Annotated in this window: 13 protein-coding genes; 10 read left to right on the plus strand and 3 right to left on the minus strand. The window is 62.0% G+C overall.

From position 1 onward, the window contains the following. A complete protein-coding gene (locus H7688_RS03815) occupies positions 1-522 on the minus strand; it encodes a V4R domain-containing protein (RefSeq protein ID WP_183359697.1) in 522 nt (173 codons plus the stop codon). 484 nt (positions 523-1,006) lie between these two features. Between H7688_RS03815 and H7688_RS03820 the strand changes: the two genes are divergently transcribed. The 3 genes from H7688_RS03820 to H7688_RS03830 all read left to right on the plus strand — a co-directional run bounded on the left by H7688_RS03820 (position 1,007) and on the right by H7688_RS03830 (position 4,455). After that, positions 1,007-1,909 carry a sensor histidine kinase gene (locus H7688_RS03820; protein WP_183359698.1) on the plus strand — a complete coding sequence of 301 codons (903 nt, stop codon included), beginning with the start codon at positions 1,007-1,009 and terminating at the stop codon, positions 1,907-1,909. After that, positions 1,906-2,535, plus strand: coding sequence for a response regulator (locus H7688_RS03825; protein WP_183359699.1), 630 nt, complete (start codon positions 1,906-1,908; stop codon positions 2,533-2,535). The genes H7688_RS03820 and H7688_RS03825 overlap by 4 nt, the downstream gene beginning before the upstream one ends. 165 nt (positions 2,536-2,700) lie before the next feature. Beyond that, a complete protein-coding gene (locus H7688_RS03830) occupies positions 2,701-4,455 on the plus strand; it encodes a methyl-accepting chemotaxis protein (protein WP_246329698.1) in 1,755 nt (584 codons plus the stop codon). Positions 4,456-4,473: 18 nt separating this feature from the next. Here H7688_RS03830 and H7688_RS03835 read toward each other — a convergent pair whose 3' ends face one another. Next, positions 4,474-4,794: a hypothetical protein gene (locus tag H7688_RS03835; protein WP_183359700.1), complete on the minus strand. Its 321-nt coding sequence runs from the start codon at positions 4,792-4,794 to the stop codon at positions 4,474-4,476. Between the two features lie 132 nt (positions 4,795-4,926). Next, positions 4,927-5,613, minus strand: coding sequence for a response regulator (locus H7688_RS03840; RefSeq protein ID WP_183359701.1), 687 nt, complete (start codon positions 5,611-5,613; stop codon positions 4,927-4,929). 242 nt (positions 5,614-5,855) lie between these two features. Here H7688_RS03840 and pstS point away from each other — a divergent pair, with 242 nt between their 5' ends. From pstS to H7688_RS03875, 7 genes are all read left to right on the plus strand, one after another. Further along, on the plus strand, positions 5,856-6,887 hold the full coding sequence (gene pstS / locus H7688_RS03845; RefSeq protein ID WP_183359702.1) for a phosphate ABC transporter substrate-binding protein PstS: 1,032 nt from the start codon (positions 5,856-5,858) through the stop codon (positions 6,885-6,887). 344 nt (positions 6,888-7,231) lie between these two features. Next, positions 7,232-7,714 carry a PilZ domain-containing protein gene (locus H7688_RS03850; protein WP_183359703.1) on the plus strand — a complete coding sequence of 161 codons (483 nt, stop codon included), beginning with the start codon at positions 7,232-7,234 and terminating at the stop codon, positions 7,712-7,714. Between the two features lie 309 nt (positions 7,715-8,023). Next, entirely contained in the window at positions 8,024-8,212 is a 189-nt protein-coding gene (locus H7688_RS03855) for a tautomerase family protein (RefSeq protein ID WP_183359704.1), read from the plus strand. A 42-nt stretch (positions 8,213-8,254) separates the two neighbouring features. Beyond that, positions 8,255-9,250, plus strand: coding sequence for a YhdH/YhfP family quinone oxidoreductase (locus H7688_RS03860; RefSeq protein WP_183359705.1), 996 nt, complete (start codon positions 8,255-8,257; stop codon positions 9,248-9,250). Positions 9,251-9,298: 48 nt separating this feature from the next. Then, complete coding sequence (locus H7688_RS03865; protein WP_183359706.1) at positions 9,299-9,862, plus strand: flavin reductase family protein; 564 nt, start codon at positions 9,299-9,301, stop codon at positions 9,860-9,862. A 906-nt stretch (positions 9,863-10,768) separates the two neighbouring features. Continuing rightward, the gene (locus H7688_RS03870; RefSeq protein ID WP_183359707.1) at positions 10,769-12,016 is read left to right on the plus strand and encodes a hypothetical protein; all 1,248 of its coding nucleotides are present in this window, start codon (positions 10,769-10,771) and stop codon (positions 12,014-12,016) included. A gap of 20 nt (positions 12,017-12,036) precedes the next feature. Then, entirely contained in the window at positions 12,037-12,459 is a 423-nt protein-coding gene (locus tag H7688_RS03875) for a hypothetical protein (protein ID WP_183359708.1), read from the plus strand. Positions 12,460-12,633 lie beyond the last annotated feature (174 nt).

Consider the following 12,633-nt stretch of genomic DNA (forward strand, 5'->3'; position numbering starts at 1 on the left):
CTAGGGGGCGACCTGCGCGGAGAAGCGGCAGGTCCTGTCCCCGGTGCACCAGCAGTCGACTTCCTTCACCACGAACTTGCGCTCAGTGAAACTCTCCATGAGGGCCGCGATGAACCCCTCGTCGTAGGTACAGAACTCGTGATCCCGCATCGGAAGGCCCGAGCAGTCCAGGTCCTCCGACACCGTGACCACCAGCCGCCCTTGCGCGATATCCATCTCCTCGATGCGCAGGATCCCCATCTTGAGTTCCTTCAAGAGGTACTGCAGCTTGGCTACGAACTGGTTCTGGTCCTGCACCGGCCCCATCAGGTTCGCGTAGAAGTGCCGGCCGGCCAGATACCCCGCCTCGTAAAAGAGCCGGTCCGCCTCATCCGAGCCGTAGGTCCGCTCCAGCACATCCCGGAAGCAGAACTGCATCAACCGGTACACCTCCAGGCGGGTCTGCGGCCCCAGGTTGGGGCGCCCCAGTTCCAGGTCTCCCAAGAGGTCCCAGGAGAATTCGTACTTGCGTTCGTCATTCATCGGGTTTCTCCTCGATGTGCTCCCACCGTACACTCTTCGACGGTCGCAGCATAAACTTTAAGGCAAATGACATTAAGAATGACGAACCTTACAAGAACCTCCGTGTTACTGGCAATGGGCTGTAGATGTATGTCTTACATGCAAACACAGAGCGTACCAGAGTAAGTCTACCACCAAAATTTAACCTTGCCTGTTATAATGTTCCCACCAGATAATGAGTGTACTGGGAAATCCGTAAACAATATCTGGCCTTGACAATTTCAGACATTAGCCTCTTGACATAGAGTTCCTTTCCGACATATTTAGACAGGAAATATTATCATCAAGGACTGGTACCGAGACTGGCTACACCGGAAGTCGGGCAGTAAGTGCCCCCCACACACCCGGCCAGCTGCCGGCAGGTTTACGATGTTTTTTTTAATTCAGCTGTTATCACCAGCCACTCCAGGCACGGTGTACAGCGACAAAGGATGCTCGACGCTCGATGTCCAAACAAGGTCCCGCCCTGCCACCAACCGACCACGAACCGCTTCCCACCGACGAACTGCGCGAGCAGGTGATGCTCGAACAGCAGCTGCTCCTGGAGGCCCTGGAACGAAGTCAGGAGCGCGTCTTTGCCCGCAACCAGGAGCTGGTGGCCCGCCAGCGAGCCCTGGAAGAGGACATGCTGCGCCAGCTTACCGAGCGCCAGCTCACCGAGTCCAGGCTGGCCGCCTCGCGCCGTCAGCTTGCCAGTCTCGCGGCGGAATTGAACCTGTGCGACGAGCGCGCCCGGCGCCAGATCGCCCGCCAGTTGCACGACCAGGTGGTGCAGCGCCTCGCCTGTGGCAAGATCAAGCTCGACCTCGCCCTGCAAAAAAGGCAGCTCCCCGAGAGCCCGGCCCTCGCCGAGTTGCTCCAGATCCTCCAGGACTCCATGGCGGACCTCAGGGACCTAAGTTTCGAGCTGAGCCCGCCGATCCTCTACGAACTGGGACTGCAGGCCACCCTGGACGGGCTGGGGAGCCGGCTCGCCCGGGAGCACGGCTTCGCCTTCGAGCTCTTGGGGGCCCGCGACGAGCCGAACCTCGGTGAGGAGTTGAAGATCGTCCTGTACCAGATCGCCCGCGAGCTGCTCATCAACGTGGTGAAGCACGCCCGGGCCGCACGGGTGACGGTCGAACTGGAGCCGCAGGAGGACCGGGTGCGCCTGACGGTAACCGATGACGGCATCGGTTTTGACAGCGGTCGCAGCAGCATGGGTTTCGGCCTGAGCAGCGTGAGGCAGCGCCTGGTGCTTATGGGGGGAGAGCTCGCGATTCAGGCCGCTCCCGGCAAAGGGTGCCGCATCGAGCTGTCGCTGCCGACCGGAGCCGAAGAAACGGGAATGCCCTGGGGGGTACCATGAGTATTGAGATCATCATTGCCGACGACCACCTGATTCTGCGCGAAGGGCTCAAAGCGCTGCTCGCCTCGGAGAGCGACATCCGCGTGGTTGCCGAGGCGGACAACGGCGCCGAGGCCATCGACCTGGTACGCACCCTGCGCCCCCGGGTGCTGGTGGTGGATATCACCATGGAGGGGATGAACGGTCTCGAGGTGACCCGCCGGGTGAGCCAATCGTCCTCCGGGGTTTCCGTCATCATTCTCAGCATGCACGACGACAAGCACTACGTCGCCGAGGCGCTGCGCGCCGGCGCCAAGGGGTTCGTACTGAAAAGCGCGGCGTGTGCCGAACTGGTCGGTGCCATCCGGGCCGCCGCGGCCAACAAGCGCTACCTGAGCCCTTCTTTGTACGGCGTGCTGATCCCGTTGGTCGACACCCCCGCCCCCCCTGCGCTGTCGCGGCGCGAACAGCAGGTGCTGGTGGCGCTGGCCGAGGGGAAGTGCATCAAGGAGATCGCCTTCGCCCTCAACATCGGGACCAAGACGGTGGAGACCTACCGGCACAACCTGATGAAGAAGCTGAACCTCGCCAACCTGGCCGAACTCACCAAGTACGCGATCCGCAGCGGCCTGGTCTCCCTGAGCTGACCTCCAGCACCATTACCGGAGGCGGAAGCGACGGTTTCCCCGAGAATATCCCACCCCGATTCCTACCGCAGATTCAGACATCCATGGTATCAAGCAAGCTTTTGTAAGAACCGATAGGTTTCCTTGTGCGCAGCTCTTACGATTGGCGCACCACAAGGAGACACCATGAAAATTGCCGACTGGAAGCTGGGAACCAAGATCACCCTCTGTGTCGTACTGAGTATCCTGTTGCTGTTGGCCGTGAACCTGACCCTGACCGCCCGCGACGCCAGGGAGGTCCAGTACCAGGCCCTGGTGGACCGGGCGCGCACCGCGGTCATGCAGGCGGAGAGCACCCGCGAGTACGTGGCGGGGTTGCGCGGCCGGGCCATGTTCAACGACGAGCAGATGATCAGCGATCTCGCCAGCCGGGTGGCAAGCGAGAGCGACAAGCTGAAAGCGGTGCGGGAGACCAGCTACTACCGCAGCATCCCGATCATGGCGGCGCTCACCATCGGGTCCGAGAAGGCGCGCGAATCCGGTTTCCGGTTCCGGGTCCCCAAGGTCCAGGCGCGCAACCCGGAAAACGAGCCGGATGCGGTGGAACTCGCCATGCTCAAGAAGATGGAGGCCGGGAACCTCGCTGAACTGGTGTTCGAGGACAAGGCCAAGAACGTCCTGCGCTACATGCGCCCCATCAAGCTCACCAAGGACTGCATGCTCTGTCACGGCGGGGTGACGGACAGCCGCAACAGGGACGGCCTGGATCCCATCGGTGTCCGGATGGAGGGGTGGCGCGTGGGGGAGCAGCACGGTGCCTTCGAGCTCATTGCCGACCTCGCTCCCATCCAGCAGAAGATCCGCGCCCAGATACTGACCGCTGCCGCCCTCACCCTGGTACTCACCGCGTTCTGCGTAGCACTCATGCTGGTGGCCTTGCGGCGCATGATCGTGCGCCCGGCCGCCTCCATCCTGGGCGCCCTCAAGGACATCGCCGAAGGGGAAGGTGACCTGACCCGCCGGCTTGCCTGCGTGAACCAGGACGAGATCGGTGCCATCTCCTGCACCTTCAACGACTTCGTCGGCAAGCTGCAGCGCATCGTCGGGAAGGTCGCGGTCGATACCGAACAGGTCGCCTCGTCAGCCACCCTCCTGCATCAGACCGCGGGCCAGATGGCGCAGGGGACCGAGGAGGTGGCCGCACAGGCGGCGACCGTCGCCACGGCCGGCGAGGAGATGGCCGCGACCGCAGCCGATATCGCCCGCAACTGCCTGAGGGCCGCCGAGGAGGGGAGCAAGGCCAACGACGCGGCCCTGGCCGGTGCCGCCGTGGTGGAGAAGGCGGTGGCGACCATGGACCAGATCGCCGAGCGGGTCAAGGAGACCGCGCGCACCGTCTCGAGCCTGGGGGCGCGCTCGGAACAGATCGGGGAGATCATCAGCACCATCGAGGATATCGCCGACCAGACCAACCTTTTGGCCCTGAACGCGGCCATCGAGGCGGCACGTGCCGGCGACCAGGGTCGCGGTTTTGCCGTGGTGGCCGACGAGGTGCGGGCCTTGGCCGAGCGCACCAGCCGGGCCACCCGGGAGATCGGCGGCATGATCCACGCCATTCAGCAGGAGACCCAGCAGGCGGTGGCGGCGATGGAGGAGGGGGTGGCGCAGGTCGCCCAGGGGACCGAGGAGACCGGGCGCTCCGGCGATGCGCTGGGACATATCGTGGCGCAGATCGCCACGGTGACCGGACAGTTGCAGCAGATCGCCACGGCAGCCGAGCAGCAGACGGCGACCACGTCGGAGATCAGCAGCAACATCCACCAGATGACGGAGGTGGTCCAGGAGACGGCACGCGGTGCGCAGGCCTCGGCCCAGGCGGCGACGAAGCTGTCGTTTTTGGCCGAGGACCTGCAAAAGGCGGTGGGGAATTTCAAGCTGTAGGTTGAATCGGTGGGAGCGCTACCGGACCAGGGCGAGCACCAGGGCGGCGCCCGCAAAGACGATGGCAAATCCGGAGATCTTGGCAATGAGCGAGACCCGGGCGGTGAGCTGCTTGAGTTGCAAGGTGGTGCGCAGGAGGTCGGCCGAGAGGCGGGCGTTCTCCTCGGCGAGCGCGTGCAACTGATCGTCGAGGGATTTCTGGGCGGCCTCGCCGGCGCGGGTCCTCAGCTTGACCCGGTCCAGCACGTCGACCACGAGCGGGGCGTTTTGCACCACCTTGGACCACGGGATACGCGTGGCAGCCTGCCTCAGAACTCCCCATACCATTCCAATACCCACGTCACCCTCCGGAAACCTTGTCTTTGATCGGCAAACAGAGGCCTCTGAGTCAGTGCGAACTCAGGGGCCTTTGTGCGTCAGGCTCCAGTATGACATGAATGGTTGCTTATTCAACAACAGACTCTCTGAGAGTCAGCGCTGGTCAGTCTCCATCTTGTAGCCGAAGCCGCGCACTGTCTTGATTAACTCGCCGGCCTCACCCATCTTGGTGCGCAGTCTTGTTACGTGGGTGTCCACGGTGCGGGTGTCCTCGACGAAGTTGTAACCCCAGACATCCCGCAACAAGACGTCCCGGCTTTGCACCCGTCCCAGGCGCTTGACCAGGGTGTGCAGCAGTTTGAACTCGGTGGTGGTGAAACCGATCTCGACGCCGTTGATGGTCACCTGGTGGCGCTCGGTGTCGATGCTCAGCGGCCCCACCGTGATCACCGGCCCCTCGCTCGGCTCCCCGGCACTGCGGCGCAGCACCGCCTTCACCCGCAAGAGGAGCTCCCGGGTGGAAAACGGCTTCACCACGTAATCCTCGGCTCCCACCTCGAACCCCACCACCTTGTCGATCTCCTCCCCCTTGGCAGTCAGCATGATGACCGGGATGCGCTGGGTCGCTTCGCTCTTCTTCAGGAGCTTGCAGACCTCGGTCCCCAAAAGCCCCGGGAGCATCAGGTCGAGCAGGATCAGGTCCGGCAGGATGCTGCGCGCCGCCTCCAGTCCCTTGATGCCGTCGCAGGCAACCTCGGTGCGGTAACCCTCCTTCTCCAGGTGAAAGGCGAGCAGCTCGGCCAGATCCTGTTCGTCCTCTACTATCAATACCGTTTGCATGGGTCCCTCAGCTTGTGAATTTAGCCTCGCAGCCCTTCATACAACTGTTTTGTGAAGAAATCGTTACAGCGAGGTAAAAAGTGGCCGAACTTGCCGCGACCGGCGCGACGCACCCGGGCCGCCGCCCCGGCTCTTCAGGAAACCTTCAGCCACCCGTTACCGGATCGTAACAAAGCCCCGCTACCATGCCCTCACGTGCCGGACACGTTTCGGCCAAGGACAGCAACCGGTAAGGAGATCCCATGTTTTCAGCTGCAAGATTCGCCCGCATCGTCATCGTCGCCCTCATTCTCGTGGCCGCCGGCATCTGCCAGGCGCGCGCCGAGGTAACCCTCACCGGGGCCGGAGCAACCTTCCCCTACCCCCTGTACCAGAAGTGGTTCAAGGACTACGCCTCGCTCGACCCGGGTGTGAGCTTCAGCTACCAGGCGATCGGCAGCGGCGGCGGGATCAGGGAGATCCTCGCCGGCACGGTCGATTTCGGCGCGAGCGACAAATACCTCAGCGACGCAGAGCTGAAAAAGGCCCCGGGAACACTCCTGCACATCCCGACCGTCCTCGGCGCGGTGGCGGTTTCCTACCAGCTGCCGGGAGTGACCCGCACCCTCAAACTCACCCCGGACACCCTGGGGGCCATCTTCATGGGGACCATCAGCAGCTGGAACGACCCGCGCCTTTTGCGCGACAACCCGGAGCTCGCCCTCCCCGACCAGCCGATCGTGGTGGTGCACCGCTTGGACGCCAGCGGCACGACGAGCATCTTCACCGACTATCTGAGCCGGGTGAACGAGCTGTGGGGGGCAACCCTGGGAAGCGGCACCAGCATCTCCTGGCCGGTGGGAGTCGGCGCCAAGGGTAGCGGCGAGGTGGCTCAACAGATCAGGGCGACCCCCTACAGCATCGGCTACCTGGAGATCGCCTACGCTGTGGAAAACGAGCTCCCCACCGCGGCGCTGAAAAACCGCAGCGGCACCTTCGTCAAACCGACCATGCTCTCCACCCGGGCCGCGGCCGCGCACCTGAAGAAGATCCGGGGCGACCACCGGGTCTCGCTGGTAAACCAGGCGGGCAAGGACGTCTATCCCGTCGTCGGGCTCACCTGGCTCCTGGTGTACCAGCACCAAAAGGACGCCGCAAAAGGGAAAAAGCTGGTGGAGTTTTTGAACTGGGAGCTGAAAAAAGCGGAGAAGATGACCTCGACGCTCTACTACACGCCGCTCCCCAAGAACCTGGCCGACGAGGTGGCCAAGACCATCAGGAGCATCACCTGGTAAGCGCCACCGGGGTGAAGCGCACCGCCTGCCAGCGGGGGGCGTTTCACCCCGCTCCTTACTCCCCCATCCCACCCCGCCTTAGCCGCCTTCACAACCTCTCTTATTCAGTTACCCGATCTACCGCAACTGTACCTGGCCCACAGTTAGAAGTTATCAGGATTTTTGGGGTCAATCTTCACAGAGTTGTAACATTGGCGTGATAGAGTCTTTTCCAGGCGAGATGAGGTCTGATTCTGCGACCGACCACCATTAACAATAGCCAATTTTTACAGATTCAGAGAGCGCCGGTACTTACTCGGAACCCGGCGTCCCCTTTTGAGAGAGCCCCACGGAGGGAGGATCTTATGAACAACCGAAACCACGTACGTTACGGCTCAGAGCAACTGCCCGGCATCTACCGCAAAGTCACCCTGTCCTGGCAGGGTAGTGCCCTGGAGGGGAGCTACGCCGTCAACTACTCTGCCCAGGGGATCACGGTGGTGATCCCGGCCCCGGCGCATCCCCGCGAGATTCCTGTCGAAAGCGCTACGATTCGGGTGCAGTTGCCGGTCAACCAGAGATGGTTCAACGGCAGGTGCGTCCACTGCCACCGCGAGGCCGACGGTTCGCTCAGCATGGGGATCCACTTCGACGATCCCGGCGAGGGGGAGTACCTGCAGACCCTGCTGTTCAACGCGCTCAAGGTCCCTGAACACTCCTTCGTCAGCTACGAGTGGGAGGAACTGGTCGGCAAGCTGTGCAGCTCCGACGACCCCAAGTTGCAGCAACTGGGGATGCAGCACCTGGCCCAGTTGCGGGCCCGCCAGGGCGAACACCAGGCCGTGTAACTCCCCACCCCAGCCACCATGCTAAAAAGCCTCTTGACAAGCGCAACAGGTTCGGTCTAATAGCCCGAGCCGTTGCAGGAATAGTGAGGCCACGCTCCAGTCGCGCCCACCCTTCCGCCACACTCCCTGTAACTCCACCAGAGCCGGTACTCCCGGCTCTTTTCGCTCGGGCAGCAGGTCAGCCGTCAGGCTCGCCGCCAGGGACCAGGCCCAGGACGCCGTAGCTCGTCCCCAAAGCCCCGGGTGCCCCCGTAGCCTTTTCCCCGCCTCCGCCTGTTCGGAGCGCGCGCTTTTCGCCAGGAGAAGACCATGCCGTTTATCCGCATCGATATCGCCAGCAAGCTCACCAAGGACCAGAAGGCGCTCCTCTCCCAGAGGATGACCGACGCCATCGTGGAGATCGCCGGGGCGCCCCGGCAGGCGACCTACGTGATCATCAATGAACTGGAGCGCGACGACATCGCCCAGGCCGGGACCCTGCTCTCCGACCGGGGCTGACCGCCCCCTTGCGCGCCACAACCTGACCAGGAGGGACCGCACATGGACACGAGATTCCAAGCGTTGGTAGTGGAGAAGAACCAGGATCAGACGTTCCAGCGCAGCATCAAGGAGCGCGCCATCGACGACCTCCCCCCGGGGGAGCTCCTGGTGCGGGTGCGCTATTCCTCGCTCAACTACAAGGATGCCCTCTCGGCAACCGGGCACCCCGGTGTCACCCGCGGGTTTCCGCACACCCCGGGCATCGACGCAGCCGGGGAGGTGGTTTCCGCAAGCGACGGGAGTTTCGCTCCGGGAGCGCCGGTGATCGTCACCGGCTATGACCTGGGGATGGAGACCGACGGCGGCTACGCCCAGTACATCCGCATCCCCTCGGCCTGGGCGGTGCCGCTCCCCGAGGGGCTCACCCTGCGCGAGAGCATGGTGCTGGGAACCGCCGGCTTCACCGCGGCGCTCTCGGTCCTGAAGCTGGTCCAGGCGGGAGTGAGGCCCGACCAGGGTGACGTCCTGGTCACCGGGGCGACCGGCGGGGTGGGGAGCGTTGCGGTCTCCATCCTGGCGCGCGCCGGCTACCGGGTGGTGGCGGCCACCGGCAAGACCGCCGAGGAGTCCTTCCTCTACGACCTGGGTGCCACCGAGGTGCTCCCGCGTGAGCAGGTGACCGCGGGGGGCGAGCGGCCGCTCCTCAAGGAGCGCTGGGCCGGGGTGGTGGACGTGGCCGGTGGCCCGACCCTTGCCGCCGCACTGAAGGCGACCCGCTACGGCGGCTGCGTCACCTGCTGCGGAATGGTAGCCGCGCCCGAGCTGCCCCTCAACGTCTACCCGTTCATCCTGCGGGGGGTGAGCCTGCTCGGGATCGACTCGGTGCAGTGCCCGGCGCCGCTGCGCCGCGAGGTCTGGGGCAAACTGGCCGGGGAGTGGAAACCGCCCAAACTGGAAGAGCTGACCAGCGAGGTCGACCTGAACGACCTGGAGCGCGAGATCCAGGCGATCCTCAAGGGGGCGGTGCGCGGCCGCGTGGTGGTCAGGCTCCCCTGACGGCGACGCAAGAAGAACGCATCATTTATTAACGTGAAGGAGAACACGATGAAACAGTCCCTCGGGGCGAAGACCCTGCTCTTTCCCACGCCGGTCCTTTTGGTCGGCACCTACGACGCGAACGGCAAGCCGAACCTGATGAACGCCGCCTGGGGTGGCATCTGCAACTCGCAGCCCCCCAGCGTCGCGGTGTCGCTGCGCAAGGCCACCTATTCCTATGCCGCCATCATGGAGCGCCAGGCCTTCACCATCAACATCCCCGGCGAGGCGCAGATGCAGGCCGCGGACTACGTGGGGATCGTCTCCGGGCGCGACCAGGACAAGTTCGCCGCCACCGGCCTCACCCCGGTCAAGAGCGAGCTGGTCGACGCCCCCTACGCGGCCGAGATCCCCTTCGTGCTCGAGTGCCGGCTGGTGCACAGCTTCGAGCTCGGGCTGCACACCCAGTTCGTGGGGGAGATCGTCGACGTCAAGGCCGACGCCTCGGTGCTCGCCGCCGACGGGCTTCCCGACATCCTCAAGTTGAAGCCGATGCTCTTCGACACCGCCCACCGCGGCTACTACGGCGTCGGCGAGTACCTGGGGCAGGCCTTCTCGGTCGGGAAGAAGTAGGCGAGGCCACCCGCCTGGGAGAAATACGTGATTCCCGTACCTGTCAGATGGATATAAAAAAGGGGCGCCCAAACCCAACGCCCTTACTTAAAGTGTTGAAAAACTCGTAACGTAAGGTATACTCCCTCTAATCTTCGGGTTAGGGGGAGTATTTTTATGACTGAAGCTCAACAACCTGCCCAAATCACTCGCATTCCTCCTGCCTGCGGGTCCATCCAGGTCAACTTTTGCAAAAACCCGACTTGCCCCAACTTTGGCGTCCCAGCTAGTGAAAAGCCACAGTCACGTGGGAAGTACGTCAAGCCCGGTAACGACCGTTATAAGCTGACGGGAACTCCCCCGGCCATTGNTATTTTTATGACTGAAGCTCAACAACCTGCCCAAATCACTCGCATTCCTCCTGCCTGCGGGTCCATCCAGGTCAACTTTTGCAAAAACCCGACTTGCCCCAACTTTGGCGTCCCAGCTAGTGAAAAGCCACAGTCACGTGGGAAGTACGTCAAGCCCGGTAACGACCGTTATAAGCTGACGGGAACTCCCCCGGCCATTGTTTGCCTTTCTTGCGGCGAGCATATCCCTGTCAAATCGAACGTAGGCATTGCTGAAGAGCTGAACAGGCTCATGGCGCCGCTTGTTCCGTCGCCTCAACCGTCTTGCCGAACAGAGGGATGTCCCAACGTCGGGGTGCCGCCGACAGCTGCGCCAAGTCGGTACTGGTCTCACACAAAAACGAAAGCCGGCACACCCAGGTACCGTTGCAAAGCGTGCAAAAAGACGCTTACCCTTCGCGGGGCCCCGACCTTGCGGCAACGGAAGAGTCACCTGAACTCAGAGATCTTCAGGGCACTGACTCAAAAAATGCCTCTGAGTTGCGTCGCAGAGTTCTCACGTGTCTCCCCGAAGACGGTGTACCGCAAGATCGACTTCATCCACCGCCAGTGTCTTCTGTTCGCCTCCAACAGGGAGCGCCGACTCCCCTCGATGACCCTCGATCGCATGTACATCTGCGTTGACCGTATGGACCACATCATCAACTGGTCTAACCGTGCGGATAAACGCAACATCACCATCCAGGCCGTGGGGAGTGCCGACCTAAAGACAGGGTATGTGCTGGCGCTGCACGTGAACTACGACGATACGCTATCTAAGGACGAGATTGCGCTTGCCGCCATCGAATGCGCGGATCACGAAAAGCAGCCGCCTTTCAGGAGGTTTGCGCGACTGTGGCTCCCAGAGGAGTACGAGAAGGCAGTAACGGTGGCAAAAGGGGATATCCCCAGCACCAAAGGGATGACTAGCCTTGATGACTGGATAGAAACCGTCTACGCCGCTGCGGTCGCCCGGGGCGACATTGAGCAGCCAGACTCGCCGAGGAGCGAGTGGCAGCCACCCGGACGCGGCCTGCTGGTGCACGCAGAATACACGCTCTACGCACATTTCCTGTACCTCAAAAACCTTTTGGCTGGAGTGGGCAAGGTGAGGTTCTTCCTTGACCAGGAGTCGGGCATACGGGCAGCTTGCTTGTCGGCCTTCGCCGATCAGGTCCTCGCCAAGGACTGTGACGCGTTCTACGTCAGCATTAGCAAGGGCGTGACGAAGGAGCGCGCCCTTGCTCTCGTGGGCGAGAGCCAGCGCAGACTCAATGAGTACGTAGCCGAATGCGGTTACGAGGACCTCTACCTGCAGGAGCAGCGAAGACAGTACCTCAAGGACAAGATGCACACCTTGTGGAGCGCGAAGGGCAAGTGGGGCGATCGCTGGTTGGAGTACCCCTTCCCGAACATGGCCGAGCCTGAAAAGCGTGTCTGCTACCTGACCAGCCTCAAGAAGGACTGGTTCGATTACGAGGACGAGCATCTGGCCAATCTGCTGCTGAAGGCGACCCTGCACCCCATTGATCGGTTCTTCATGCAGACGCGTCGCAAGACCTCGATGCTGGAGCGTCCGATTACCTCTTCGTCCGTCAGTGGCCGCAAATGGTACGGTTACAGCGCCTACGACCCCGCCATGGCTGCAAAAACGCTCGAAATCTACAGGGTTTACTACAACTTCATCAAGAAAGGAGATGACGGAAAAACACCGGCGATACGGATGGGGTTGGCCAAGGGGCCTTGCAGTGTGGAAGATATCATCTACTACAGCCCAGAAGCGTAGTCAGGAGCCAGGGGGACGGAATGCGAGTGATAGTGATAGCAGTCGTAGTGTTGGCTTTGGTAGCTGCTGCGTTGCCATCAGTGGCCTTGGCGAAGGAGTGCACAAAGTTTGAGGCGTATGCGGCAGACTCGGTAACTGCTTACCTTGACTCGTGGAAGAACGTCCACCGTGCATTCACCGAGTTCGGCCATTGCGATGACGGCGGGATTGCAGAGGGATTTGACGAGGCCATATCAATACTTTGGGCTGAGCAGTGGCCTAAACTTCCACAAATGCTTAAATACAGTGAAAAAAGCAAAGACTTCAGGGCTTTTGTGTATAAGAGAATTTGGAGTGAAACCGTGCCGGAAGAGCGTTGGAGGAAGATCCTGAAGAAGGCACAGAAAGACTGTCCAAATGGCGGGGAAGGCTTTTGCCGGGAGATAATCCGGGCAGGCAAGTGACACCGGATACCCACCATTGGCGTAGCCCGAAGGCCTTGAAAGCTGAGTTCAAAATCCTTGGGAAGATATTTTCCGAAGAAAAACAAAAACTCCCACCTTCCTTAACATCAGGAATAGTGGGAGTTTTTGTTTCTTTACAGGGTCACCGTTTCAACACTTTAAGCAAGGGCGTTG

The organism is Geomonas limicola (assembly GCF_014193675.1).
Lineage (GTDB): Bacteria > Desulfobacterota > Desulfuromonadia > Geobacterales > Geobacteraceae > Geomonas > Geomonas limicola.